Source organism: Aureispira sp. CCB-E (genome assembly GCF_031326345.1).
Lineage (GTDB): Bacteria > Bacteroidota > Bacteroidia > Chitinophagales > Saprospiraceae > Aureispira.
In genome coordinates this window covers 696,544-720,499 of sequence record NZ_CP133671.1, presented here as the reverse complement: position 1 = coordinate 720,499, position 23,956 = coordinate 696,544, and the positions used below count along the sequence as shown (strand labels likewise).

General features: G+C 35.7%; 34 protein-coding genes. 29 read left to right on the top strand and 5 right to left on the bottom strand.

The window, feature by feature from the left end:
• The first annotated feature begins 24 nt into the window (after positions 1-24).
• The 12 genes from QP953_RS02805 to QP953_RS02750 all read left to right on the top strand — a co-directional run bounded on the left by QP953_RS02805 (position 25) and on the right by QP953_RS02750 (position 10,140).
• Positions 25-2,265, top strand: a complete 2,241-nt coding sequence (locus tag QP953_RS02805) for a VapE domain-containing protein (protein WP_309553894.1) — start codon at positions 25-27, stop codon at positions 2,263-2,265.
• Between the two features lie 44 nt (positions 2,266-2,309).
• Positions 2,310-2,828, top strand: a complete 519-nt coding sequence (locus tag QP953_RS02800; RefSeq protein WP_052596234.1) for a hypothetical protein — start codon at positions 2,310-2,312, stop codon at positions 2,826-2,828.
• A 206-nt stretch (positions 2,829-3,034) separates the two neighbouring features.
• Complete coding sequence (locus QP953_RS02795; RefSeq protein ID WP_309553893.1) at positions 3,035-4,210, top strand: hypothetical protein; 1,176 nt, start codon at positions 3,035-3,037, stop codon at positions 4,208-4,210.
• A 106-nt stretch (positions 4,211-4,316) separates the two neighbouring features.
• Complete coding sequence (locus QP953_RS02790; RefSeq protein WP_309553892.1) at positions 4,317-5,330, top strand: hypothetical protein; 1,014 nt, start codon at positions 4,317-4,319, stop codon at positions 5,328-5,330.
• 212 nt (positions 5,331-5,542) lie between these two features.
• The gene (locus tag QP953_RS02785) at positions 5,543-5,911 is read left to right on the top strand and encodes a hypothetical protein (protein WP_309553891.1); all 369 of its coding nucleotides are present in this window, start codon (positions 5,543-5,545) and stop codon (positions 5,909-5,911) included.
• Between the two features lie 32 nt (positions 5,912-5,943).
• Entirely contained in the window at positions 5,944-6,318 is a 375-nt protein-coding gene (locus tag QP953_RS02780) for a hypothetical protein (RefSeq protein WP_309553890.1), read from the top strand.
• Positions 6,319-6,380: 62 nt separating this feature from the next.
• Positions 6,381-7,289 carry a hypothetical protein gene (locus QP953_RS02775; RefSeq protein ID WP_309553889.1) on the top strand — a complete coding sequence of 303 codons (909 nt, stop codon included), beginning with the start codon at positions 6,381-6,383 and terminating at the stop codon, positions 7,287-7,289.
• Positions 7,282-8,073 (top strand): hypothetical protein, encoded by a 792-nt coding sequence (locus QP953_RS02770; protein WP_309553888.1) that lies wholly within the window; start codon positions 7,282-7,284, stop codon positions 8,071-8,073. The genes QP953_RS02775 and QP953_RS02770 overlap by 8 nt, the downstream gene beginning before the upstream one ends.
• Positions 7,997-8,467, top strand: a complete 471-nt coding sequence (locus tag QP953_RS02765) for a hypothetical protein (RefSeq protein ID WP_309553887.1) — start codon at positions 7,997-7,999, stop codon at positions 8,465-8,467. The genes QP953_RS02770 and QP953_RS02765 overlap by 77 nt, the downstream gene beginning before the upstream one ends.
• 24 nt (positions 8,468-8,491) lie before the next feature.
• Positions 8,492-8,911 (top strand): hypothetical protein, encoded by a 420-nt coding sequence (locus QP953_RS02760; RefSeq protein ID WP_309553886.1) that lies wholly within the window; start codon positions 8,492-8,494, stop codon positions 8,909-8,911.
• A gap of 12 nt (positions 8,912-8,923) precedes the next feature.
• Positions 8,924-9,517 (top strand): N-acetylmuramoyl-L-alanine amidase, encoded by a 594-nt coding sequence (locus QP953_RS02755; protein ID WP_309553885.1) that lies wholly within the window; start codon positions 8,924-8,926, stop codon positions 9,515-9,517.
• A gap of 2 nt (positions 9,518-9,519) precedes the next feature.
• Complete coding sequence (locus tag QP953_RS02750; RefSeq protein ID WP_309553884.1) at positions 9,520-10,140, top strand: hypothetical protein; 621 nt, start codon at positions 9,520-9,522, stop codon at positions 10,138-10,140.
• Positions 10,141-10,270: 130 nt separating this feature from the next.
• Here the strand turns inward: QP953_RS02750 and QP953_RS02745 are convergent, their stop codons facing one another.
• Positions 10,271-10,411: a hypothetical protein gene (locus tag QP953_RS02745; protein WP_309553883.1), complete on the bottom strand. Its 141-nt coding sequence runs from the start codon at positions 10,409-10,411 to the stop codon at positions 10,271-10,273.
• Between the two features lie 560 nt (positions 10,412-10,971).
• Here QP953_RS02745 and QP953_RS02740 point away from each other — a divergent pair.
• The 17 genes from QP953_RS02740 (at position 10,972) to QP953_RS02660 (ending at position 18,997) form a co-directional block, all read left to right on the top strand.
• Positions 10,972-11,322 carry a hypothetical protein gene (locus tag QP953_RS02740; protein ID WP_309553882.1) on the top strand — a complete coding sequence of 117 codons (351 nt, stop codon included), beginning with the start codon at positions 10,972-10,974 and terminating at the stop codon, positions 11,320-11,322.
• Positions 11,319-11,996, top strand: a complete 678-nt coding sequence (locus QP953_RS02735) for a hypothetical protein (protein ID WP_309553881.1) — start codon at positions 11,319-11,321, stop codon at positions 11,994-11,996. The genes QP953_RS02740 and QP953_RS02735 overlap by 4 nt, the downstream gene beginning before the upstream one ends.
• 89 nt (positions 11,997-12,085) lie before the next feature.
• Positions 12,086-12,352, top strand: coding sequence for a hypothetical protein (locus QP953_RS02730; protein ID WP_309553880.1), 267 nt, complete (start codon positions 12,086-12,088; stop codon positions 12,350-12,352).
• Between the two features lie 3 nt (positions 12,353-12,355).
• Positions 12,356-12,649 (top strand): hypothetical protein, encoded by a 294-nt coding sequence (locus QP953_RS02725; RefSeq protein WP_309553879.1) that lies wholly within the window; start codon positions 12,356-12,358, stop codon positions 12,647-12,649.
• A complete protein-coding gene (locus tag QP953_RS02720; protein WP_309553878.1) occupies positions 12,649-12,984 on the top strand; it encodes a hypothetical protein in 336 nt (111 codons plus the stop codon). Before QP953_RS02725 ends, QP953_RS02720 begins: the two co-directional genes overlap by 1 nt.
• Positions 12,965-13,858 carry a hypothetical protein gene (locus tag QP953_RS02715; RefSeq protein ID WP_309553877.1) on the top strand — a complete coding sequence of 298 codons (894 nt, stop codon included), beginning with the start codon at positions 12,965-12,967 and terminating at the stop codon, positions 13,856-13,858. The genes QP953_RS02720 and QP953_RS02715 overlap by 20 nt, the downstream gene beginning before the upstream one ends.
• 11 nt (positions 13,859-13,869) lie before the next feature.
• On the top strand, positions 13,870-14,316 hold the full coding sequence (locus QP953_RS02710; RefSeq protein ID WP_309553876.1) for a hypothetical protein: 447 nt from the start codon (positions 13,870-13,872) through the stop codon (positions 14,314-14,316).
• Positions 14,316-14,891, top strand: a complete 576-nt coding sequence (locus QP953_RS02705; RefSeq protein WP_309553875.1) for a hypothetical protein — start codon at positions 14,316-14,318, stop codon at positions 14,889-14,891. Before QP953_RS02710 ends, QP953_RS02705 begins: the two co-directional genes overlap by 1 nt.
• A gap of 12 nt (positions 14,892-14,903) precedes the next feature.
• Positions 14,904-15,152, top strand: a complete 249-nt coding sequence (locus QP953_RS02700) for a hypothetical protein (RefSeq protein ID WP_309553874.1) — start codon at positions 14,904-14,906, stop codon at positions 15,150-15,152.
• Positions 15,153-15,159: 7 nt separating this feature from the next.
• Entirely contained in the window at positions 15,160-15,555 is a 396-nt protein-coding gene (locus tag QP953_RS02695; protein ID WP_309553873.1) for a hypothetical protein, read from the top strand.
• 1 nt (position 15,556) lies between these two features.
• Positions 15,557-15,748, top strand: coding sequence for a hypothetical protein (locus QP953_RS02690; RefSeq protein ID WP_309553872.1), 192 nt, complete (start codon positions 15,557-15,559; stop codon positions 15,746-15,748).
• Between the two features lies 1 nt (position 15,749).
• The gene (locus tag QP953_RS02685; protein WP_309553871.1) at positions 15,750-15,956 is read left to right on the top strand and encodes a hypothetical protein; all 207 of its coding nucleotides are present in this window, start codon (positions 15,750-15,752) and stop codon (positions 15,954-15,956) included.
• A gap of 3 nt (positions 15,957-15,959) precedes the next feature.
• Positions 15,960-16,517 (top strand): peptidoglycan recognition family protein, encoded by a 558-nt coding sequence (locus QP953_RS02680; RefSeq protein ID WP_309553870.1) that lies wholly within the window; start codon positions 15,960-15,962, stop codon positions 16,515-16,517.
• 10 nt (positions 16,518-16,527) lie between these two features.
• Complete coding sequence (locus QP953_RS02675) at positions 16,528-17,139, top strand: hypothetical protein (protein WP_309553869.1); 612 nt, start codon at positions 16,528-16,530, stop codon at positions 17,137-17,139.
• A gap of 41 nt (positions 17,140-17,180) precedes the next feature.
• Positions 17,181-17,846 (top strand): site-specific DNA-methyltransferase, encoded by a 666-nt coding sequence (locus QP953_RS02670; protein ID WP_309553868.1) that lies wholly within the window; start codon positions 17,181-17,183, stop codon positions 17,844-17,846.
• A 118-nt stretch (positions 17,847-17,964) separates the two neighbouring features.
• Positions 17,965-18,087 carry a hypothetical protein gene (locus QP953_RS02665; protein WP_309553867.1) on the top strand — a complete coding sequence of 41 codons (123 nt, stop codon included), beginning with the start codon at positions 17,965-17,967 and terminating at the stop codon, positions 18,085-18,087.
• 1 nt (position 18,088) lies between these two features.
• On the top strand, positions 18,089-18,997 hold the full coding sequence (locus QP953_RS02660; RefSeq protein ID WP_052596295.1) for an LPD1 domain-containing protein: 909 nt from the start codon (positions 18,089-18,091) through the stop codon (positions 18,995-18,997).
• A gap of 199 nt (positions 18,998-19,196) precedes the next feature.
• On the opposite strand, the gene QP953_RS02655 is transcribed toward QP953_RS02660, so the two are convergent.
• From QP953_RS02655 to QP953_RS02640, 4 genes are all read right to left on the bottom strand, one after another.
• Positions 19,197-19,613 carry a hypothetical protein gene (locus tag QP953_RS02655; RefSeq protein ID WP_309553866.1) on the bottom strand — a complete coding sequence of 139 codons (417 nt, stop codon included), beginning with the start codon at positions 19,611-19,613 and terminating at the stop codon, positions 19,197-19,199.
• 180 nt (positions 19,614-19,793) lie between these two features.
• Positions 19,794-19,991 carry a hypothetical protein gene (locus tag QP953_RS02650; RefSeq protein ID WP_309553865.1) on the bottom strand — a complete coding sequence of 66 codons (198 nt, stop codon included), beginning with the start codon at positions 19,989-19,991 and terminating at the stop codon, positions 19,794-19,796.
• Between the two features lie 153 nt (positions 19,992-20,144).
• Positions 20,145-20,810, bottom strand: coding sequence for a hypothetical protein (locus QP953_RS02645; protein WP_309553864.1), 666 nt, complete (start codon positions 20,808-20,810; stop codon positions 20,145-20,147).
• 8 nt (positions 20,811-20,818) lie between these two features.
• Positions 20,819-23,824, bottom strand: a complete 3,006-nt coding sequence (locus QP953_RS02640) for an N-6 DNA methylase (protein WP_309553863.1) — start codon at positions 23,822-23,824, stop codon at positions 20,819-20,821.
• Positions 23,825-23,956: the final 132 nt, after the last annotated feature.

Below are 23,956 nucleotides of genomic sequence, written 5' to 3'. Positions count from 1 at the left end.
ATACCCAACCATTAAATACACAGAATGAAAGTAACCGTATTGCATGGGGTTTATAAAATACAGAGTCCGCCCCAAGAATTGCACGAACTTGCAGAGGAAATCAAAAACGGCGTTCATGTCGCTGCTACTTTTGAATGCAGAAAGGGCAAACACACCTTATCAAAAGCTAGGTATCAGCAACTTAAAGCCAATACTTTAAAATGCTTTACACCTTCTGGACGTTTTGGGCAACAATGGACGAAACGCAAAAGCGATGGAATGAAAATTCCTATCCCTCCTAAAAAAGAGGCATTAATAGAGTATAATGGCAATGTCGTACTAGATTATGATGGGATAACCGATTATTTCGAGTTAGAAGAATTGATACAAAAAGTTCAAGATTGCCCCCATACCCTACTTTCTTTTTTATCTCCTTCGGGAGAAGGTATCAAAGTCATTGTAAAAACGTCTAATTCTGACCCTTTACAGCATCCAAACGCTTATAAGGTAGTAAGTACCTATTATCAAGATTTAACGGGCATAGAAAGCGATAAAAGCAGTAAAAATATAAATCGTCTTTGCTTTGTTTCTTCTGATCCTCACTTGTATTATAATGAGGAAAGTACCGCCTTTGTTTATCAAACCCAATTATTTGAGACAGTACAAGTTGAAAAACAGCAAAAAACGCAAGCAAAAACAGTTCAATCTATTGACTATGATAGTTTTGACGACATCACCAAAGCAATTAACAAGATTGAATCCAAAGGCTTTAGTTATGTAGAAGGTCAAAGACATGAATACGTAAAGCAATTTAGCATTGAATGTGTCAAATATGGGATTGAGCAAAAAGAATGTCAAGACTTTGTAGAGGGAAATTTATTACAAGCTGATCAAGACGAACGCAAAGCGTTTAAGCTTATCCAATGGGCTTATGACAATATTAAAGAAGTGGGTATCTATGACACGTGGAGAAAGGAAAACGGCAAAGAAGGCAAGAGTACCCAAAGCTCTACGAATGAATACGAACCGAATTTATACAAAGAGAAGGCTACAGAAGAACAAAGCATCAATTTACCCGAGCTAGACGAGGAAGAAATAAACGAACTAGATAAGAAAATTAGAGCCTCAATGTTTATGCGTCAGAAGGTTGAAGAGACGCTAAAACAGTTCTTTGATTTTAGGATAAATACCTTAAAAAGCCGTGAAGAGTACCGCCCCAAAGGAAAGGGTAAGTTCGTTGCTATGGAAAAGAAAGAATACAATTCTATTGCGGGGGAATTGCTTAAAAAACGGGGCTTGCGTTGCAGTCCTGCTGTGCTAGAAGGAATCATTTTAAGCCAGTTTTCAAAAGACGTTCACCCACTAAAAGAAAGCTTAAAAGGTTGGGGTGATAGCTTGGAAAATGATACAACCGATTACATTGAAAAAGTAGCGGCTTTGGTCAAAACAGATGCCCCAAAAGACCTTTTTAAAAGCGTGTTCAAAAAATGGTTAGTGGCTTCTGTTGCCAATGTATTTATTGAAGGACATTGTACCAATCATCATTGTTTAATTCTTTGTGGAGAGCAAGGAACAAACAAAACAACCTTTTTTACTTCCCTATTTAGCGCAGAGTACACGTTCACGGGCCATCTTGATTTAAAGAATAAAGATTCTATGATCTTGCTATCCGACACTTTTATAGTCGTACTAGATGAACAGTTCAGCGTACTAAGCAAGGATAGCGAATGGGAAGCTCTAAAAAGTGCCGTTACAATGCCTAGAATCAAAGCTCGTAAGCATTACGCTAAAAACAGCACGTTAGCCCCTAGGATTGCTAATTTTTGCGGTACAGCAAATAGAATTGAGATACTACAAGACGACACAGGAAACCGCCGTTTTCTGCCCTTTAAACTAATTGCACCAATAGATATAAATGAGCTTCAAAATATAGATATGCGCAAGCTTTGGGGGCAAGCTTACAAACTATACAAGCAAGGGTGGCGATACCTCCCCGATCTGAAAGAAAAAAGCCAAATAGACAAGTATCAAAATGGGTTCAAAAAGCTGAGTAATGAACACTATTTCATTATGGAACTTTACGAGCCATGCAGCAAGAAAGACAAGGATTTAGAGCTTTTGAATGCTACTGATATTTGGAAGCATTTAGATAAGAGCTTTACACTTAGTAAAGATGTTAGTGTTTCCAAAGTGGCAAGGGCTATGGGCTTCTTAGGTTTTCAACAAAAGACAGTTGCTCCCGAAGGACGAAAACGAGGGCGCTATTGGTGTGTAAAAAGGCTATAAAAAAAGGACTTAAACTATTTAAATAATTGATTAAACAGATAATTATGATAGATAACAAAACAGGTGTAGTCATAATAATAAAAGGATATACCAAAAGAAGATATTTTAATTCTTTTGGTAAGAAAAACCGCTTGTGTACTGCTTGGAGTTTAGCAGGTGCAAAGATGTTTTTATCAGAAGAGAGAGAAGAATTCAAAGCCGTTGTAAAGAAGCTACAAGCAAAGAACTTAAAATATGAAACGATTGAAGTTTCAACAACAAATGACTCATTAAAAATTGAATACAAAGGACATTCATTTACTCCAATCATACACCATTTTTATTTACTCTCTTGGGGTAAATATGATATTGATATACGAGACTTAAGATGGTATAGAAATGAGCCTAAATATAATAAAACCGATAAGTTAAATATCAGTCTTGAAACCCGTTTTTATATGGTTGTTGGAGAGGTTTTAAAATTAATAGGGGATCACGATTTGGAAGAAGTTTTAAAATCTTGCAACGAGGAACTTAACAAGGTTTTAGAACCCATTTACTTCAGTGATGATCTACCATTTTAATAACAATAATATGAACCTAAAAGGAAATAAAACTCCAGTAACAACAGCACGAAGCGGTTACCACAATATAGACTAGTTTGGATTTCATCAAAGAATCACTTTAGGAATAAACTATCCTAAAAACTAGAAGCATTAAAACAAAAAGGGGCTGACTAGTATATGACCTCTAGTCCTCCCCTATTATTAAACTTGAGAAACACCAATATATGACAACTTTCAGTAAAAATCCACACGCAGAAGCTAGAAAAAAGCTAAACTTTAAAATCTTTCATCTTCGATTAAATGAAACCTTAGAGGAAAAATTTAAGCACAAACGATTCTCCGAGCGTTTCGCAATGGCAAATGCGGCATTTATAGGCATGAGTATCATTGCTCAATTTGCCAGCCTTACCACAGCATTTACGATGCTATCTTATTTATTTGTTGGTATCAATTTAATTGCTCGTGTTGCTTGTGCCGCTGCCTTGGTATTGATGATAGAAGCCATCAAACGAGAATCAACCAACGATGTAATGAAAGGCGCATTCCAGTACAAAGAAATAGAAAAATTTCCTGCCCTACTCGCTGTGATCACAGTATGTGCGAGTATTTACATTTCAGTTGAAGGTGCAAAAATTTTGCCTTCCTTTTTTATTGCGGATGCTGTAGAAACTAGCGCCATTTTAAAAAGTTCGGATGCTATTAATTCAGATTTTGCAGCACGGATCGCTGACAAGGAAGCCGAGCGCAACCAGTACCGAAAAAATAGACTTTGGCAAGGTCGTCTATCCAGTAAAGATTCCAAAGTAATCAAAGAATACAATGAGGATATTAAAGCTCTGCAAGGGCAAAAAGATGAAGCGTTAAGGGCATTAAATGAAGCCAACCAAAGGACAAAAGCAGCGGTTAGTGCCACTTATCAAACAGAAGTTGAACGGGTAACAAAAGAACGTCAAGAACTAGGCAAACAATTGGTCATTACTGCCGTAACTTTTGAAGTTCTCTTTTTACTCTCCCTGTGTTTTTCGTGGTGGTACCATACCGAATGCCGCAAGGAAAAAGAAAAAGGAGGAACTACAGAAGTTTCAACGCAATCAGTTGAAAAAGAGCAAAAAGGAACTACAGAAGTTCACAGGGGTACTACAGAAGTACACCCCGAAACTACAGAAGTTACAGGCAGTCCAAGACAGCAAAAGAAGCCTAGTTTTATTGACTATGAGGAAGTGAACGAAACTACAGAAGTTACAGAGAAAACTATTGAAGTAGAGAAGGTAAAAAAGGAGTTTACAAGGATTTGTCCTGCTTGTGCAACGCCTTTTGTTCATAATTCAGCGAATCATAAATATTGTTCTAGGTCGTGTATGGTAAAAGCACGTAAGAAGCGATTAAAAGAAGATAAGTAATCCACCGCACAAGCCACTTTAATTGGTGGCTTGTGTTTCATAGTTATAAAATGTAAAAAAAAATACATATATTTATTAGACTCAATAACTATAAAAAAAAATCCCTATGAAAAATGACATAATCTCTTCTTCGAATAGTAAGGCAGTTTCAACTACAGAGCAAATTAAGCAGTTTCAATCACTCTACTATTTAATCAAGGGAAAAAGAGATACTGATATAAAATTATTTACAAAATATAAAGAATTTAATTATTCTGATATAATTGAACTCAATACTAAAATTTATAAAAAATTAGAGCTACATAAATTGGTTACTGATATTGTGAATGTGACAATAGGGTTTGATAATAAAGAGATAAAATCACTTGGAAATTGGAATGAATTCACCAATACAGATTTTGGGATCTCTGCATGTACAAAATATATCACTTTAGAATGGGATTTTAATTTAATACTACCTAATCAAACACATGAAGTACCTCAAACACATACTATAAGAGTTAGAATTGGTAATAGTTTGAAAACAAGTGAAATAATTCAAGTAGTTTTTCAAGGTGGGGAAGCTCACGACTTAGAGGAAGCACAAGCCCAAATGAGTTGTAAAATAGACTTTGTTAATTCCCAAATTTGCAATGAACTAAAAACAATAGTATCTGAATGGTATGATACTTTAAAGAACAATAGTCATGATCATAAATTGATAAAATTTATTGTAAAACACAAGAACAAGTTTCACAACTTTATAATTATCTCATTTTTAACAGCAGGAACAATCCTCATAAATTATCTTTATTCAATACTTTCTAGTAGTTCTTTATCCTTCTTACCTAAAGATGATAATCACAAATTATTTTTTTTCCTTACGTCCTCTGTCTTAGTTTTATTTTTATTTTACAGAATGGGCTCCTTGTATGCTAATCAAATGCTGAGACAAAGGTTTGGAAAACTCAGAAGAAATCCAATGTTTACTTTCACTAAAGGTGATAAAAATAAATTTAATGACGTTAAAAAAAATAACAAAAAGCAACTAGAAGGTGTCTTTAAAACAATTATTCTTAGCATATCTGCTAATGGGTTAACCACGCTAATTGGCTACATACTTAGTAAAATAATAACTTAACTACTTTTTTACAAGTAAAACTAATCATACAAATGATAAACATTTCTGTCATGATATAAAAAAACACTCCAAAAAACGGGGTGTTTTTTTAGTTTCTGCTAGTTAGTTCTGAATTACGCCATATAATAAAGGGGGTGATCCTAAAACCCTTTTATTTTAGCCGCTTAGCATCTAGTTTTGTATGAATTATTCATCAAAACAATACATATACTATGAATTTAGCCGCTTTAAAAATCGCCGTTGGCGTACCTTATTTTTCTATTTGGATGCTGCTTTTGATTCCTACTTTGTATGGGATTTACAGTATTTGGAAATATGTAAAATGGAGGTCTAAATTGAACCTACTAAAAGAGGAAGCAAGAAAGGAGACCCAATCCAAACTAAAAAACTTTGCTACTACCGCTCAACCGCTTGATATTAACGATTACGGGCATTTTATGGACGCAGCCCTAGAAGATGCCACAGAGCAGCCCAAAGAGCCTAAAAAGAGCATTTACAAGCGCAGGAAGAAAAAGAAGCTCAACAAGCGTAATAATCGCAGACGCAGCACTAAAAAAAGCAGAAAAAACAACCGCAAATAATCTAATTCAAAACCTATTAATCTAAAACTAAAATGAGACAACCAAAAGTAAGAATACAAAAAGGAGCAAAAGTGAGCTACAAAGGCGCAGAATACAAAGTTTCTAAGCCCATTATCTTAGTTCCTATAGATGGAGCAGACAGCAAAGAAACGCCAGTACAAGCTGAACAAAAGACCGACCATCCACAACCCATTGACAAAAATACAGTGCTTAATTTAATTGAGCGCAAAATAAAAGCCTTGGAAGAGGAAGAGTACAACGCTTTATTTGACATCGAAGAGGATGATCCCTTGTTTTTATTTGATCGCTCAGAAAACTTCGAGAAAACAAGCTTTTCCGAACAAATGGGAAGGGTACAAGCCATCCAACATTTAAAAGCCTTTTTAGCCAAAATTAAGCGCCTTTAAAAACGATAAAAAAAACGTTTTCGCAAGACAAAAAAACGATTCAAAAAACCTAAAAAAAACGCATGGAAAAAGAACAAAAAAAGGAAGAAAAAACGCTTGAAAGCATAAAAAACGCAGAAAATACGAATTTTTCAGTTTCAGAAAATGAGCAGGGGAGCATCGCAGAAAAAACAGCGTTTGACAAGCACTTAGAAACGCAGGGCTTTGATAGCAGTTTAATAGAGCAACCCGAAGAGGATAATTTTAATTTGGATGATTTTGATGATCTTGATTTCGATGATGATTTGGACGATTTGGATTTAGATGATTTGGACATTGACGAAGGGGAAGATCCTCTAAATGATTTTAAGGATGAAGAACCCGACGAGCCAAGCACCACCACAATTGGCGACATCAAAGAACCCATAACAGGCAATAGCCCCAAGAACCTTGAAAATATTGAAAAACTAGCCAATATTTTACTAAATGGGGCAGATGTTCTAAAAGCGCAACTTTGCAGTAAAATAAGCGGTGAGCATATTGCCGAGTATTTGGCGGATGACGATATTAAATCGACGCTGATCGAAGCAATAAAAGAATATTTAGCCACACAGGAAATAAAAGCCCCCACGCCATTTGGTACACTCTTGATGGCATTAGCCATGTGGACATTGCCACCTTTGGGCGTAGCGGTTTGGGATAAATACCAGGTTAATAAAAAAACAGCTGTCAACAAAAAGACTTCAACCAACTTGAACGAAGAACAGCAGGCAGCAGGCGAGCATAAAACCGACTATTCGCATTTAAAAGAGTATCAAGATCGCAGAAAAATATTCTCTCTAGCCAAAACCAAAGGCACTTACAATCGAACGCCCAAAGGTACCTTTATCAAAGTGGAACACGCCAACGAAGAACCTAGTCCGATTGTTCGGCAATGGATTGAAGAGGGATTAACCAACAAACAAATTAAAGAACGTTTAGGCTATGAATAAACCAACAATAGCACCTCCTCCCAAAAAGATAGAACCCTTTTTTTTGGTCTACTTTGGGCGGCAACATAGCGGCAAAACCTACAACTTACAACAGTTTGTCAAAAACTGTGGACGAAGTACCATTTTTGTCTACAATTCGGGGCGAGATGAGGACTGGCAAGGCTATGAAGAAATAGAACTTTGGAGCGACAAAAAGACCGAAACCTTATATTTTACCTACAAAGGACAGGATTACGAATTTGCCACCCATTATATGAAAAAATTTAGGGGTAAGAAGGTCAAAGCAATGGAAGCGGACGAAACCCTCACGGAAACGCTTTTGTACAAGCAAATCAAAATTAAAGGGCGTTATAGTGGTCTATTTTTTATCATTGATGATGCCACCAATATTTTAACCTCAAGATTGACCAAAGCCCAAAAATCTTGTTTCTATCGAGCCAAGCATGTTAATGTGTGGTTTTGCTTAATTTTTCATGATCCGAATATGTTTCCCAATGGAGCATGGAACGCCTTAACACAAGCTAAGTTTTTTACCAACAATGTCGCACCACCTCGACAAAAAAGCGAGAAGATACCACATTTTGAAAAAATCCAATGGGCGTATAAAAAGCTAAAAACAGCCCCTAATTATAGCTTTTGCACCTTGGAAATGAATACAGGGAAATTAACGTATACACCGTATAAAAAACCATCTAAAAAGACTAAAAATGTTAAAAGACCTATTAAGTCCAGAAGTACAACTAAAAAAGTATTGGAAAAGACAACGTCCAAAACTAAAAGATGATTTATCCGCTATGATGGATGATTTATTTTTGCAAGCAGCTGACCAATGCGAAGAGAATCCCTTTGAATTAATTTTGATTCTTTCTAAACAAAAAGGACAGGCAATCGCCACGGTTTACAACCGACAAAAAAGCGCCTTGATTAGTATGGATGCAGGGCAGCTCTTACAAAGCAAATTCTTAGAGCATCTAGACATGGTTCCAACTGCTTTAAAAAACATCATTTTGGAGAAGCTAGAAGGGCAGGACATCGCCTCTAATATTGTCGAAGCATTAAAGGGCAAACGCATTTTGATTCATTACGATAAAAACGAAGCATTTGTTTTTGTTGAAGTGACCAAACAAGGCAAAAAAATCATTGATATTAATACCTTTTTAGATAACTTTGAATTTTAATAACCATATAAAAACACAGGTTTAATGATGACTGTCAAAGCTCTAACTTTGACCGTTCAACCTCCCATTCCTCAAAAAAAATTAGGTAGATACAGAAACCAAAAAGGCGTATTCCTCATACGTCAAAAAGAAGCCGTTTTATACCTCGGGGCTTCTGAAAATATTTACAAAACGGTTATGCGCCTATTCCAAAAAGGCGGCATTTTATCGCATTTAGACCGTGATAGATTACAATTTGAAGTCGTCACGACCTCGATGCGATCTCGGACGATAGAGAACGTTTTAAAGCGTTATTTCGAGCCGATGTACAACAAGCGTATCAATCGAAATCAAGACTTAAACAAACACGAAAGAAGGCAACACAGACGAGTTTTAGATGCTTTCTTGCATCAAACTAGATTTGAAGTAGTAGGAGAACAAAAAACCGATTCTAACCATTTTTAACGACCCAAACCAATGACAAACTTAATTCCAGTTCTTGGTAATGGACACGGCGGCATGATTGGCGGCGTGTACCAAACCAAGGGCAAACGCTACACTTTTAAAGATGGTACCACCATCTACGAGGGGGAATACAACCGAGCGATCAAAGCTCGTGTAATGGAGCAGCTCACCGCCAAGGGCATTCCTTTTTATGATCTCGTACCCGAACAGCAAGATATTAGAATGAGTACCCGAATTTCAAGAGCAGATTACTTATACAAAAAGAGCCAAAAGAGGACTTTTTTAATTGATCTACATTCTAATGCAGGAGGTGGTCATGGGTGCGAGACGTGGATCGCTAGACAATCCAGTTCAAAAAGCCAAGCTTTGGCAAGATGGACAGAAGCTTTGTTTAAAAAGCATTTTCCCGAAAGTAAATTTCGAGGGATCAAGCGCAAGAATTGGGATATACTCGCCAAGACAGATAACCCTGCTATTATCTTGGAGCTGTTCTTTATGGACAATTACGAAGAATGTAAAAAATACTTGCTATCCAATGAGGGAAGAGACAGAGCTGCCGCCTATGTGGTGGATATTATTGAAAACTTTATTAAATACCATTCTTAACCATGAAACATCAAACTAGAAATAGGCTATTGTATATTTGTCTCATTACTTATATGCTAATTGGAATCCTTTCTTTTGCGCTACAAGTACGGGAATTTTGGGGCGGTTCATTGGAACACCCCTGGCCACAACAAGATACGATTGTAACGATTGACACGACACCACCACCGCCCATTATTATACAAATGCCAAGGCAGCCCACCCCAAAGCCTATTATTGTTTATGTAGACAGCACAGGGAGCAGCGTTCCAAGGGCTAAAATTGATACTTCCAAGCATGAAAAAGCAAACTTATACAGGGATAGTATAGAAGATGAAAATTTGACGCTTTATTATGAATCGACGGTCAAAGGTTCGCTTTTAAAGAATGCCTTGGATTACAAATTAAAAATACCCAAATTGATTACTAAGAAAATTGAGGTTTTAAAGCCTGTTCCGATGCCCGTTAGTACGTTGTTACTAACGGGGGGCGTTGGTGGCAATGTAAATCAATTTTCAAACATTCGATTGGGTTTGCAGTTTGTGAGTGCGAAGGGTTGGTCGGTTGGTTATGATTATGATTTGTTGCAGAATGTGCATTCTGTCAATGTTGGGGTGCGGTTGTTTCAATTTTCTAAAAAGTAAATTTCAGATAAAAAAAAGTTGTATAGTATTATACTTTAGGCTAAGATTACTATACAACTCTTTCTCTTAGTGTTTTTACAATCCAAATTCAAGCTAAGGCTTTTGCTAATTGAATTTTAAGCATCTGTTTTTAATCTCCAGTTTTATGCTTATGAGGTTTTAATTTGGGATGTTTGGGTTTTAGCTTAGGAGTAACACGTCTTCTTCTGTCAGGTGTTCCATCTTGTTTTTTAGGCTTTGGCCCAGGTTTTATTGCTTGGAGTCCTTTCATAATATTAGAATTAGATTTTTAGTAAAAAAATGAGTTAATTGATTCAATATAAATAAATTGCCTTTTTTTAACGTACTCTTATCTATCAAGGTTTCAATTATTTAAAATATATTAAAAAAAATTAAGTAAAATATCTAAAACGTGTAAAATCACCCTTTGAACATTAGTTCAAAATTTTATCCTATTTCTTTTCAAAGAGAAAAACCACAAACACCCCCCGTAATTCAAAAAAACTCCCCCTTTGTACCCCCTCTAAATAAACCAACAGAGCCATATTTTAAGGGTTACAAAGTAATGGCGTAATTGCTCGAAATACGCCATAAAACGCCCCAAAACAGGCTTAAAAACTCGCTTTTGTGGTATTTTTTACCGCATCTTTGTAGCATCAACCAAACAAATAAAAGCGAACCCTAAAACCATTTTAACCATGTAAACAAACCCTTCTTTTATGCTCATACCTGACAACATTGTGGTAGAAATTAAATTTGATTACTTAACCATTGGTTTGGTTTGTCTCGGAATTTTATTCTTGATGACGGTCAACAAAAAAGTACTTTAGAATGAAAGCCCTTTCAAAGCCAATTACATGGCTGCTCACCTTTTTTAATGTTGGATTGTATCAATTGAGCGATGGAATTGACAGTTTAATTTTACAACTTCAATTCAACGGCTTAATCCACCACGCAGATACAATTATTTCGCTCTCTCAAAGCATCGAATACCAACAAGGGATTATCATCCTATTAGACACTTTAAAGTGTCTGTTTATGCTTATTTCTTTAGTCTTCTTTTTTATCACCAACCAAAACACAATTGTTTCGTTTTTCAAATGGCTTTACACCCAATTTAAAACCTGTTATTCTTCTATTAAATCCTTTTTTAAACTCAACACTAAATCTAAAATTAGATGAGATCAACGAACAAAGTTATTCGTATTTACACCCCCTTCACAGCTGATCTGTGCATTGCTACCCCACACGCCAAAGTAAACGGCAAACTCTCTTATTTGCCCTTAGCCGAGGGCAGTTCAGAAATTGAACTGATTACCGATGTCGAAGCCGCAGGCGGTATTGTAGACCCTAATTATTCCCTAATCTCTAGCCAAAAAGGACACAGCGAAGAGGGGCAAATTGAGTTAACCTTGCTTATTCCTGATGTGGCAGAAAACCCCAACAAAGCATTGGTACGCCTTGGAGTAGACAGCGAAAGTTTGCCCATTTTCAAAGTAGATACCGCACAGCATGATAAACTGGTTGTTAGTGGTACTTTTGATGAAGACACTTTGCGTGTTTTTGCGAAGTTAGCCCGCAGCGGTTCTTCTTTGCGCATCAATGGCATTCACTTTGACGCAGACGATGACAAGCATTTCACAGGACGCATGACAGAGCGCCAATTTTCCCACGATGGCACTAGCGCAGGAGATCATAATATTTGGTATCCAACCTCTGATTCTAAAGATGAACAAACCACTATTAGAAAAGTGCAGGACTTGGATATTTATTTAGATGGCTTTGGTTTCCTTGAAATTCCTTTGTACAAAGGTGTTGAGGTGCGTATGCTCATTAAGACCACTTACATTAAGTAAGCCCCTTAGAACAACGAAAATTAACCCCAATTATACCTAAAGCCAATTGCCAAAGTGTTGGTGATTGGCTTTTTTAAAACCTAAATTCTATGGCATTAGCACAAACGGGAGTTGTAGGCGATATACAAACGGGTGATATTGGCATTGATTTACTAAGCGGAGGAATTGGCAACCAAGGATTAAGCGGCAAAGATTTAGCCGCTATTTTTGGCGCACAAGCCAATGCTGAAATTATCCAAGATGCCCGAGATCGACAAGAGCGCAAGCAACGGCAAAAATTAATAGTTATTAGTGGCTCTGTGGTCGTTTCCCTAGTTCTTATCGTCGCCCTCTATTTTTACACCTCTAAACCCTAAATTATGTCTACTACTGGCACCTTATCCGAACAACGACAATTAACCCTCCAAGAACCCACCGCATCAACGCCTGATCCTATTGTAAAAATGGTGGAACCTTCTAAACCTATTGAAAAACCAACCTTAACCACCACCTCTACCAAACCCGAAGTAATCCAAGAAACGCCTCCGCAACATCTAACCGATACCAAATGCACTTATTGCAAAGCAGAAGCGGTGGCGACCTTATCCTTTCGGTTTGGGTTGGTTTTGGTCTTGTTGGCATTTACCTACAAACTCATTAAAACCGCTAAATAATGGACGAACTTAATTTAAGTTTTGACTTTGACAAGCCCGATTTTCAAGGGCAGTTTGGAAGTGGCACAATTCGAGAAAGCGCAGCACAAAGCAAGCCCACCAACAAAGAGGAGGTATCGGGCATTATTGATGCTAGCGCCAACGGTTTGGACAGCATCACCAACTTTGTCTCCTTGTTTACAGGTAAAACGCCTGCTACTCAAAATACCACTACCACACCACCGCCACCACCACCCAATAAAACAAAACCTTTGCTTATTGGAGCGGTGGGTCTTGGGGTGGTTTTATTACTCGCCTTTTTAATCTTCTCTAAAAATGGAAAAACAACCAAATAACCGACTAAAAGTACCTTTGTTAATCTTGGGTTTGTTGCTGATTCTTGGGGCAGGTGGTTTTGCGATTTGGTCGGTTATGAAAAAAGAGGAGGAACCGATCCCCACCCAACGAACAGGAACAGCTCCACCACCTGTGGGTGGTCGAACCAACGCCACCAACCTCTACACCGCCGAAGAATTAGAGCATTCGGCTTTGGGTACCAAACCCACGCCCGAAAATATGCCCCAATACACGGCAGTTTTAATGACCTCTAAAGAAGGTTTGCGATTGATTGACGATAGAATGCGCAAGATTCAATTGAACAAATCCGATGCAGACAAAGTCAGAGCCAAGCACAAAGTCGGGCGCACTTTGGTCAATAACAATGCCTTTAGTCGAAAAGCCAATCAAGCCATTGCCAAAATGTTTGGCTTGATTGACGGAACTACCGCAGGCGACTATTTAACGTATCCTGTTTATGGCAAGTACGAGACCGAAGCTGCACCGCTGAGAAGTGACATTGAAAACTTTTTATCTAAAGATGGTCAAGGCTACAACCTTTCAGAATTGAGACACGGCGGTAATCCGTGGTGGTTTGGTTCGGTTGGTTTGAACTTGATGTATGGCAACCAAAACGCCCATCTTCACACCGCCGATCAAATATGGTGGTACAAAGCTGATAGAAACGGCTTAGACTTTTTTAAAGCGGTCAACGGTCACGACAAAGAAGATCATGAGCTATTAAAAAAAGTCAATGGAAAGGGCGTCTATGCAGCTTGGGGAATGTATGATTTAGTCAAGTTTTGGCGATCTGAAATGAATTTCTTTGATCAAGTGACCAGAGAGGAAGCCATCACCGCCTTAGAACAGGAAGGATTAATTAAACGAATTTAAACCCTATACCCATGCCATTAAATCACATCAATAAAAATTATGCTGTTTTTGGTGGGCTTGTGTTGGTGCTTGTTGTCGTTTTTATCCTTGGGAAGATGCGAGGAAAAGCCGAAAAAGAACACAAAGAAGTGGACGTAACGGTCAATATCAAAGACGAAAACGGGCAGCAAGTGACTTATAATCCCGATGAATTGTTGACTCGTTTACACAAAGGATTAACCACCCGTTACTATTTTGATTTTTCAGAGCGTTGCAACCCTATTAAAGAACTCTATGCTTTAGATTCTGTCCGTTTTATGGCAGCTGTAAGAGCGTATAAAGTCAAGTATGGGGTAGACATTCAAGTTCACATGAACGAGTGTAATGTAGGCTGTGACGCTCCAGTACAAATGGGGTCACTTGGTTACTTTAGTCTGATTGAAAACCGCATTGATAACCTTAAAGACATTATTACCTAATGGGAAACACTTCTAAAATACTTTTGGTTGCCTTGGTGTTGGTGCTGTCGGGGGTTGGATTCGCTTTTTTTGTCAAGACAAAACGACGCCAAGCCAAAGAAGCAAAACTAAACCCACCACCAACAACAACGCCCCATACAGAAACGCCGAAATTAACAACACCAGTTCCAACCACTTTAAAGGAATCAAATGTTGAATCAAGCATTCAATTGGATATTCATGTTCCTTCTATTGATACCGAAAACAGGCGTTTTGAGTACACCATGCATTATCAAGGAATACAATACAAAGGCACTTTTGTAGATGGGGTAACAACACCGATGATTCAAGTTAAAAAAGGCTTTGGTTCTTTTTTGATTCAACAATTGCAGCAAACCGTTGACCCACAAAAAGTAAGAAGCGGCAAAGCCAATAAAATGAGTGGTACCACTTCAACTCCTGTACAAAATGACCTTGTTAGTTTATCTATTTTAGACCTAAAAGGACAGACGTTAAAAGCGGTCAATGTGAATCTAGCAACAGGCGTACAAAAGAGCTTAAACACCAATCATACGTCCAATCTTAAAACCTTATAATCTTAACAAATCATGTTCAAAAAACACAAATTTAAAATCTTAGTCGTTCTTATTCTTTTAGTTGTTGTAGGTGGTGGTGTGGCATATTATTTCAAAAAGAAAGCCACCACTAAAAAGGCAACCACAGAAACAGAAACCACGCCCTCCAAACAACCAACCGCTAACACGAAACCTGTTGATACGGCAACCGTGCCAACAGCCACCACAAAAGAGTTGATGGTGGTAAAGGAGGATCAAAGCATTGCTAAACTGACCAAATAGAAAACCCGTGAAAAAGAACCCAAAATCATACAAGAAGCCCTTACTAATGGGGCTTCTTGTCCTAGCACTTTTATTAACCTATTTCTATCGAAATAATTTGATTAACTTCTTTGAAAAGGCAAAACAACGCCCTTCTAAGAGTGCAACAAGTACGGCAGTCCTTACGAGCTTAACCTCTTCTAATACGGTCAATAAGGATGCTATTTTGAGCAAGGGGAGCAAAGGCGAAGCGGTTAGAATGTTACAAAAACTTCTCAACGACAAACACCGCCAAAATACCCCTACTTTTACGCCGCTTTTGGTAGAAGATGGCAAGTTTGGAGCGCTCACGGAAACCATGTTGAAGAAATACACAAACAAAACAAGTATTTCCATTAATCAACTGCTTAAAGCCCTTCAATAATATGTTTTTATTAATCCCTTTTTTAGCAGGAGCTGGCGCAACGGGCTACTTGTGGTACAACAGCAAGGAAGAGAAAGAACCGACCTTTAAAGATGAATTATTCAATATCTTAAAACCTGTTTTTTTGATTCTTGTTCTTGTCCTTTTCTTGCGTTGGCTCTACCTAAAAGGCTCTGAACAAAACCCTCAATAAAATGAAAAAAACAGATAGTGCCATGCTAGGCGGTGCGATTGTCACCTTGTTAATTTTTGCTTATGGATTAAAAGCCCAAAGAGGTTGGAAATATTGGGTGTTTTCTATGTTGTTTATTCCTTATGCAGGCGGTGCCATTGGTTATGCGCTAGGAAAAGACGAAACAACCACAGCAACCAAAGAGATAATCCCACCAATAAGCATTTAAGCCATGAGCAGTCCTTTAAAATTAGTCCACAAAAACAAAAAAGTCCTATTCTTGGGGCTGTTGTTGGTCGTGGTTTTGGTCGTAACCGCTGCCACTCGAAAAGTGCGCATTATAGACAAAAGCCGTCAATTAATGCGCTCTAACAATCAACAATACCGAACACGGTCGCTCGATAGCATCAACCAAATATTTGTCCATCATTCGGCAAGTATTGGACAAACCGCCGAAGATTACGCCCGTTATCATGTACAGTCGAGAGGATGGCCAGCAATTGGTTACCATTTTGTGATCGAGGTCAACGGCGATATTATACAAGGCAATCCACTAACCAATGTTTCTTACAATGTAGCAGGACACAACACTCGAGGGATTGGTATTTGTTTGAGTGGAGATTTTACCAAGCAAGAACCCAGTGCCGCACAGCTCAAAAGTTTGGGGCGTTTGATCGCTCACCTCCGCAGACAATTACCACAACCCTTGGCGGTCAATGGTCACAAAGAGTTTGGGCAAACGTCCTGCCCTGGCCATCATTTAGAAAAGCATTTATACAAATTTCAATAAACCCAATCCTATGAGAATTGAAACCACAGGCGATTTTTTAGCCATTAAAGACAATCAATTGGAAGTAAAACATTTGATCCCTAAGAAGGGGATTTTTGTACACAAACATCCTATTGACAATGATTTTATTTTGTTGTCGGATCGCTCGAAAAAGAGTATTAAAGATGCTATTCGAGTGCGAGTATCACAATTAGACAAAGTAGGCAATTATTTGGTATACAATGCTAGTCGGGCAATCGCTTTGATTTACCTTTCTATTTTATTAGACCCAACCAAAAGCATTTTAAACAGCCCTAATAAGGTCGATGGTCATTGGTTAATGAATGCCAATTCTGATGAGTTTCCATTGGCTTATGGTGATATTTCCAACCAACCAACACACATTTTTAATTCTTATGATGCAAGTGGAGCGGTGTTATTATTGGAAGATGCCCCCGATGATAGCTTTTCATTTCGCATTACCAACGGCAGTTTGTGGCACGCATGGCTAAAAAATGTTGATGATGAAAATATTTTTGTCTACAAAGGTAGAACCGATACCCAACAACAAATTTCAGTAGGTAGAACGGTGCAGGTAGATTACGACATCAACACCAATTTATACACCATTACTGATCTTTAAAATACGTCTCAAAGCACAAAATTACAAGCTTACCCAACCCTATGAACATAGACTTAAAATTAAACGATTGCCTAGACGGCTTAAAACAAATCAACCACCAATCCATTGACGCCATTATTACCGATCCGCCCTACTTTTGTGGCATGACCCACAACGGCACCAAAGGCACCTACAGTGATTTAAACATGGTAAAACCGTTCTTTAAAGAAGTCTTTAAACAATGGAAACGAGTATTAAAGGCCAACGGTGAAATATATGTTTTTTGCGACTGGAGAACCTATCCTTTATTTTATGAGCTGTTACAGGAGGTTTTAACCATCCGTAACCGCATTACATGGGATAAAATCAGCGGTGCAGGCTGTTATTATAGCTATTCGCATGAAGATATTATCTTTTGTACCAATCCTTCACCACAGTACAAACGCTATAAAAAAGGGCAAAATGTTTGGCGAATGCCTGCCTTTAGCTCGGGAGCAAAGAAGACCAATGGAGAGAAGGTCCACCCCACACAAAAACCAATTGAATTAATAGAAAAGTTGGTCTTATCGGCGACTGAAAACGAAGGCGACACCGTCCTAGATTGTTTTGCAGGAAGTGGCACCACCGCCGTAGCTTGTAAGCGTCTTAATCGTAATTTTGTAGGTTTTGAGATTCAAGAAAAGTATTACAACATTGCTTTGGAGCGTATCAAAGCGGTTCCCTCTTAAAGAAAGATAGAATAAGGCTTTTAAACTACGTTTAAAGGGTGTTTTTACGCCTTTTAGGCGTCTTGTTTAAGTTTTTTTGAAGTCTTTTTGTTTTATTCCTAAACTAATTTAAAACCACATGAAAAAACTAAAAAAAACCAAGGCAAAGCTGCCTAAAAATGAATTAAAAATCGGCTCGGGATGCTCTGCTAAAGAACTGAATCAAGAACGCATTAAGAAACTGGGAAAACTAAAAAGATAAGATGGCTATTAAGATAACCGATACCTTAGGAGGGGCAGATACAGGCGTTTCCAAAATGGAGGCTTGGTGGCGTGGAAAAGGGTTTCAAGCCATTTATAAAGAATTTAGAAAAGGTTCTTTGCCTGCTGTTTTTCTCCATAAAATTAAAGATGTTCGCAATGTCCAAAAGGTATTTAATTTGAGAGGGTTTCAGTTTGGCAACTGGGTATCCAATGAAGACCGTTTTAATTATTTAGCAGGATTGGGAATTTGTTTGTATGATCTCAATAAAGTTCTAAAGTTTAAAGCTAATAATTTGGGCTTAGATGGTACGTTGGGCGTTGCCTTTGGAGCTAGAGGACAACGAGGAGCGGTGGCACACTACGAACCTAGTACGCATATTATCAACATGACCCGTTACTATGAAGCCACTCGATATAAAAACCCAAAAAGTAAAGCCGTTCGTTTTGTTAATTCGGGGGGTGTGGGGTCTTTTGCGCATGAGTACGGACACTTTCTAGATTATTTCTTTGGTTCTTTAGTAGAGCCGCATAATCGTTATTATTCGCTATCGAATGGAAGTAGTACCAACTCAACAAGGATTCCTTACAATAAAAAAACGTATCCGATTCGTTCTGCTATGGAAGATATACTGGAGGTGGCGTACTGGAATGCGAATAAAACCGAATCATCAACCTTTATCAAGCGAATTAAAGCCTTTTCTAATAGGTCTTATTATGTGGAACGTACTGAAATTTTAGCCCGTTTGTTTGAGCAGTACATCGCCTATAAATTAAAGCGCTTAGGGGTGGCTAATTCGTACTTAACTAAGACCAAATACACTCGAGAGGTTTATATGACGCCTACTGAATTAAAGAAAGTGGTGCCGCTTTTTGATCAGTTGTTTATTTTGATGCGCACGAAATTTTAATATACTTGAATAGTACGCTTTTTAGAGGACTTTTTTCTATTAATTGCAAAAGTCGTTTTTAAAAATTCAGTATTTATCGTGGTTGTGGCGTTTTGTTTTTTCCTGGTAAATTGGAGCTGTTGTTCTTTCTTGAAACGAACGTAAAAAGCCCTTGACAATTATTGTTTGTCAAGGGCTTTTTTGTGTTTCAAATCGGAGTTTATTGTTTGTATCCTTCGTATTCTTTTTGCTCGTTATTCTGATAAAGGCTAATTTTTACTTTTTTTGTACTTACATTAAAAGAAAAGAAATTTAAGGCAGGGTCTTCCAAACTTCCTGTATACGTAACACCATCAGAGGTACTTAAAGTTGTTGTTACTAGTGTAATATTATTGTCATTTGCCCCCGCTATTGATATTGAATTTCCCCCTCCATGGTCTACTATTTTTACTTGATAATTGTTATCAGTAGTAGTGGTAAGGTTGCCTACAGTTCCTGATGTGTTAGTATAAGTTCCTTCATACGTGCCATATACCAACAAAGGATTAACCTTAATAACTACATCTTCTGACTTTTCAGAACAAGAACTAAAACCAATTAAACAAGCAATTAAAGCTAAAAAAACAATATTTTTCATATTATATTTTATTAAGTTAATTAAAGATTCAAATATAGATAAAAATTAAAATATCTTACTCTTCAACTCCCTTATTCTATCATTCTTAACTTGCACACAAGTTGATCATGACATCTACTATTCTTTTTTGAAACAAACGCAAAAAAGCCCTTGACAATTATTGTTTATCAAGGGCTTTTTTTAATCTTCTGTAATCATTCTTTGTAATTCTTCTAACCGAAGCTCTAACCTATTCAAATGGTCGTCTGAATACCTATGATTCTTTGCAATATCCAACAAGTAGACCCGTTGCATATCGGCATATAATTTCAAAAAATGATACTTGCTTTTTAGTTTTAATTTTCTGACCTTACTCTTTTTCTCTTTATTGTCTCTCATTTAATAACATGGTCTTAGAATAATAAATGTATACCGCTAAGTACATATCAAATAAAACCGAACGTATTCTATGAAATCACAAAATAAACAAATTGTTTTAAATTGAATAATTTTCGACAATTAAAAACATTTTGTTTCAGACTTAGAAGAACATTAACTCATATTATCACTAAAGTCAAACATTAGATGATAAATCTTTAATCTATCATTGTCTATATCTAAATGATTAGATTCATACAAGTGCTCAAACCCTTTCACAATATCACTTTGAACTAAGTTTGTTTCTGTTTTGATTTGAGAAAAAGAACCTTTTAACAATTTATTTATTTCAAGTATATTAGTGTTTATATTTATTTTTTTCACAACAAAACCAATCATCGCATTAACTCTGTAATGTGATAAATAATACTTATCCGTAAATCTCTTAATCCCGTCCTTTATATATTTACCATTTAAACCATACGTCTTAGATAAGTTTTTATCATCAAGACGTTTGCATTCAAAAGTGTAATATGCTTCTTGATTCAATAGATTATTTACGCTTGTTACTTTTATATCCGTTCGACCAACAGAATGTTTTTCCTGCACTTCTCGTTCGAACTGCCAGTGCATAATACTTAATTTTCGTCTTATCATGTTATCTTTTAAATAACTTAACAATAAAACATCTCTAATACTATTTTCATCATTTCTTAAGCTTACATCGTCTTCAATCATCATTTGATAACAATTGATAATTTTAGACAATAAAGTCTCAAAATTAACACTATAAAATGGGAGAGCAAACTTAAAAAATGTTGCATTTAAATCGTCAAACATTGAATGTACTATTTTTTTCCTGCCATTAAAATAGCGTTTTTAAATTCATTTAAATCAAGATGTGCAATTCCTTTATGCCAAAGTTTATATTCATTAGGTTTTATTATATAAAATCCATCTTCTTCAAAACCTCTAATATCTTTTTGAATGAAAAGCCTATCCGTTACCTTATGAATACCTAGTGACAACAACATACTCAAAATAGCATTATCAGACATACCACTTGTTTCAATTGAATTTATATTTTGTTTTTGAGAAACAACTTTAAAAAATAAACCAATTATCTGACTTGAATGCTTTACATCTACTATTAGTTTTAGATTTTGTTTTTTATATACTGAATTAAAGGAATCTAAAAACATACTAATGTAATCCATTAATATATGACTATCCAAATTTAATGAAGCAAATTTTCTCTCATGTCCTTTATGCTTCATAATAATTGGTATCATAACATCTGTAGAATATTTAAGAAGATCTTGATCTTGATCAGAAAACGAAAACGCAGAAAGTACAGCAGCATCTAATTCCTTAATTTTTAAATCAATTATACTATTATTACTACCTGAAATTATACCTGTAAATGACTTTAATTCTTTTTTTAGATTAACTATTTCATTATAAATACTGAGAATTGACTTGTCAAATACAAATGGAATACTAAATTTCTCTGTATTATGAGCTTGCTCCCTTTCGATCCCTGATGAACTAAAAGTTTGCAAATTTATGTAAGAAAATAAAGATGAATTTAAAATTCCTGAAATAAGTTTTAATATATCTGAATCTGCTACATCAAATGCATTAATAGAAGTTAAAGCATCTCTAAAAACGACATCATCATCAATGTATCCAGAAACACAACGAAATGTTTTTTTAAATCCTTTGGTGATTAAAATCATTGGACCTCTAAATAACTTTTCAACCTTAGGTCTATGAACAATTGGTTCATCCCATTTTTCATTTGTACTAGAGTTAATCCAAAAAGGTTCTATGTCTTTCCTTGAGTTTATATATTTTTTCCCTACATGCACTGATGCATCTCTTTTATCTCCTCCTCCAACCTGAATTCCTTGACCAAAATAAAACTTTTCTACATCATTAATTATGTCTAATATAGACTCATACTTTTCCTTTAATCTTCTAATTAGATTAAAATCTAGATAATTTCCATACACCAATACTTTCCATAAATAGTCATAATCCTTCAATCGTTTTTGGACTACTCTCTTATAGTCTGCTCTTTGGATTGTAAAAATTTTAAATAAAGAAAAGAAACGACTAGGTTTTAAAGTTATATGCTCTATTACATTTTCATCTGTTAATTCATCAGGAGAATATTTATAAAATAGTATAGACGCTGGAGCTACAGCTTTATCATTCGAATTATTAAAAATTTCCTTCCTAACTGGGGATAATTCAAAAACTTTATAGATTAGAAATTTGTCTAGAAAATACTCTCTAAATCCTTTAGCATTTAGATTATAGAGTATTTTACTTGTAACTATAAAACCAACTTTTGTATTTTTTGAAGAAAAATCACTAGTTCTTAGAACGAAAGCTTGGGCAATCTCCTTATTACTAATTTTTATTTCTATAGATGAATCAGCTGTTTCCTCTTCTTTTTTCCTCCTATCAATGTATTGATCAAACAAAGGATATTTTTTCTCTCCTTTTCCTCTTTTCCATGGAGGATTTCCTAAAATAAAATCAAAAGAGTGAACATTAATTATATTATTAAAAATTGCTTTAGTATCAAAAAAATCGTTTACAAAAAAATTAACTCCTTTTAAAACTGGAAACCTAAAACTCTCTATATCAGATGGATTTTGATAATCTAACAGTGTTAAATAAATTGAAAATATAGCAACATTTATTGCACTTTTATCTTTATCTATTCCAAATATATTATCAAAAACAAGTTGATTTAATTCTCTTTTATAATTTTCAGGATCATCTAAATATTTTGGATTATTCTTTTGATATTTTTCAATAATTTTTCGTAAAGTTTCTACTAAAAAGATACCTGAACCACAAGAAGGATCAAGTACTTTACAATCACTACTTTTTTTGTATCTTAATTTTTGTTCAACTGTCTCAGCTAACACATAATCTACTAAAAATAGAGGTGTGTAATAAGCTCCTTCTTTTTCCTGTTCATTTTGTCCTATGAATAGTTCATATATATTACTAATAAATTCTACAGGAATTATAGAAAAGTCATATAAATCAAAGAGCGAAATCTGTCCTGATGAAACCTCATTACCTAGCAATAACTGAACCAACGTGTTAAAACAAGAAATAGGAATTGAGTTAATATCATTATCTGTAAGGGGAAATAGGTCGCCATTAAACTTCACTTTTAAGTACTCAAAAAAACTAATTACTCTGTTTTTATCTAACAATAGTTCACAAAATTCATCATTAGTCCAAAATCGGGATTCACCCTGTTGTTCAAAGTCTAACTTTACTTTTCTATCAATCAGATAACGAACAAAAATTATTTTACCTAAAATAGAATTTGCTAACTCAGAAGAAAGAGATTGTAAAATAAGTTTTTCTCTTGTAGCTTTAATATTACTTAATAAATGATAATCTACCCTATTTGTTGTATTGAAATTTTTTTCATACTTTTCCCATGTGTCACCTGTAACTAATTCAAAATAATTAAAATCATCAAGTTTATCTCCACCACCTAAAAATTTTAAAGATTCATTTTGAACAATAAACTCAAATCCATTATAAATTTCTACAGAATCATTTTCTGATATTATAATTATTGGAGATTCATTATAATTCCAAATCTGTTTAAGTTTTTCTTTTTTGTTTTTGAGATTCTCAAAAAAAAGAATAAAAGGTTTATTATCAACACAAAAAAAAGCATCAGGCTTGATAACATTCACTAAAAGCCTCTCTATCCTATTTGAAAATAAACTCTCTCTCTGAGTATTACTCAAAAAAAGACCATTTCCTTCAGAAAGATTAAGTTTGGTAAATATTTTATGTAAGTGTACCACTATTTATAATTAAATGCCTTCTAAATATTAAAATACATACGACAAATAAAACAAAAAGCTTCACTATAAAAACTTTTTGTTTTATTCTTTCAGTAAACTTAATAATTATTGATTGAGATTTAAAAATAATAG

Excerpts from the sequence above, each read along its gene's own strand:
- QP953_RS02680 (WP_309553870.1), top strand. The coding sequence starts at position 15,960 with ATGAGCAGTCCTTTAAAATTAGTCCACAAAAACAAAAAAGTCCTATTC.
- QP953_RS02645 (WP_309553864.1), bottom strand. The coding sequence starts at position 20,810 with ATGTTTGACGATTTAAATGCAACATTTTTTAAGTTTGCTCTCCCATTT.
- QP953_RS02705 (WP_309553875.1), top strand. The coding sequence starts at position 14,316 with ATGGGAAACACTTCTAAAATACTTTTGGTTGCCTTGGTGTTGGTGCTG.
- QP953_RS02805 (WP_309553894.1), top strand. The coding sequence starts at position 25 with ATGAAAGTAACCGTATTGCATGGGGTTTATAAAATACAGAGTCCGCCC.
- QP953_RS02675 (WP_309553869.1), top strand. The coding sequence starts at position 16,528 with ATGAGAATTGAAACCACAGGCGATTTTTTAGCCATTAAAGACAATCAA.
- QP953_RS02780 (WP_309553890.1), top strand. The coding sequence starts at position 5,944 with ATGAGACAACCAAAAGTAAGAATACAAAAAGGAGCAAAAGTGAGCTAC.
- QP953_RS02700 (WP_309553874.1), top strand. The coding sequence starts at position 14,904 with ATGTTCAAAAAACACAAATTTAAAATCTTAGTCGTTCTTATTCTTTTA.
- QP953_RS02765 (WP_309553887.1), top strand. The coding sequence starts at position 7,997 with ATGTTAAAAGACCTATTAAGTCCAGAAGTACAACTAAAAAAGTATTGG.
- QP953_RS02770 (WP_309553888.1), top strand. The coding sequence starts at position 7,282 with ATGAATAAACCAACAATAGCACCTCCTCCCAAAAAGATAGAACCCTTT.
- QP953_RS02785 (WP_309553891.1), top strand. The coding sequence starts at position 5,543 with ATGAATTTAGCCGCTTTAAAAATCGCCGTTGGCGTACCTTATTTTTCT.
- QP953_RS02660 (WP_052596295.1), top strand. The coding sequence starts at position 18,089 with ATGGCTATTAAGATAACCGATACCTTAGGAGGGGCAGATACAGGCGTT.
- QP953_RS02775 (WP_309553889.1), top strand. The coding sequence starts at position 6,381 with ATGGAAAAAGAACAAAAAAAGGAAGAAAAAACGCTTGAAAGCATAAAA.
- QP953_RS02795 (WP_309553893.1), top strand. The coding sequence starts at position 3,035 with ATGACAACTTTCAGTAAAAATCCACACGCAGAAGCTAGAAAAAAGCTA.
- QP953_RS02790 (WP_309553892.1), top strand. The coding sequence starts at position 4,317 with ATGAAAAATGACATAATCTCTTCTTCGAATAGTAAGGCAGTTTCAACT.
- QP953_RS02690 (WP_309553872.1), top strand. The coding sequence starts at position 15,557 with ATGTTTTTATTAATCCCTTTTTTAGCAGGAGCTGGCGCAACGGGCTAC.
- QP953_RS02670 (WP_309553868.1), top strand. The coding sequence starts at position 17,181 with ATGAACATAGACTTAAAATTAAACGATTGCCTAGACGGCTTAAAACAA.
- QP953_RS02750 (WP_309553884.1), top strand. The coding sequence starts at position 9,520 with ATGAAACATCAAACTAGAAATAGGCTATTGTATATTTGTCTCATTACT.
- QP953_RS02740 (WP_309553882.1), top strand. The coding sequence starts at position 10,972 with ATGAAAGCCCTTTCAAAGCCAATTACATGGCTGCTCACCTTTTTTAAT.
- QP953_RS02720 (WP_309553878.1), top strand. The coding sequence starts at position 12,649 with ATGGACGAACTTAATTTAAGTTTTGACTTTGACAAGCCCGATTTTCAA.
- QP953_RS02735 (WP_309553881.1), top strand. The coding sequence starts at position 11,319 with ATGAGATCAACGAACAAAGTTATTCGTATTTACACCCCCTTCACAGCT.
- QP953_RS02745 (WP_309553883.1), bottom strand. The coding sequence starts at position 10,411 with ATGAAAGGACTCCAAGCAATAAAACCTGGGCCAAAGCCTAAAAAACAA.
- QP953_RS02665 (WP_309553867.1), top strand. The coding sequence starts at position 17,965 with ATGAAAAAACTAAAAAAAACCAAGGCAAAGCTGCCTAAAAATGAATTA.
- QP953_RS02655 (WP_309553866.1), bottom strand. The coding sequence starts at position 19,613 with ATGAAAAATATTGTTTTTTTAGCTTTAATTGCTTGTTTAATTGGTTTT.
- QP953_RS02715 (WP_309553877.1), top strand. The coding sequence starts at position 12,965 with ATGGAAAAACAACCAAATAACCGACTAAAAGTACCTTTGTTAATCTTG.
- QP953_RS02685 (WP_309553871.1), top strand. The coding sequence starts at position 15,750 with ATGAAAAAAACAGATAGTGCCATGCTAGGCGGTGCGATTGTCACCTTG.
- QP953_RS02710 (WP_309553876.1), top strand. The coding sequence starts at position 13,870 with ATGCCATTAAATCACATCAATAAAAATTATGCTGTTTTTGGTGGGCTT.
- QP953_RS02730 (WP_309553880.1), top strand. The coding sequence starts at position 12,086 with ATGGCATTAGCACAAACGGGAGTTGTAGGCGATATACAAACGGGTGAT.
- QP953_RS02800 (WP_052596234.1), top strand. The coding sequence starts at position 2,310 with ATGATAGATAACAAAACAGGTGTAGTCATAATAATAAAAGGATATACC.
- QP953_RS02725 (WP_309553879.1), top strand. The coding sequence starts at position 12,356 with ATGTCTACTACTGGCACCTTATCCGAACAACGACAATTAACCCTCCAA.
- QP953_RS02755 (WP_309553885.1), top strand. The coding sequence starts at position 8,924 with ATGACAAACTTAATTCCAGTTCTTGGTAATGGACACGGCGGCATGATT.
- QP953_RS02650 (WP_309553865.1), bottom strand. The coding sequence starts at position 19,991 with ATGAGAGACAATAAAGAGAAAAAGAGTAAGGTCAGAAAATTAAAACTA.
- QP953_RS02760 (WP_309553886.1), top strand. The coding sequence starts at position 8,492 with ATGATGACTGTCAAAGCTCTAACTTTGACCGTTCAACCTCCCATTCCT.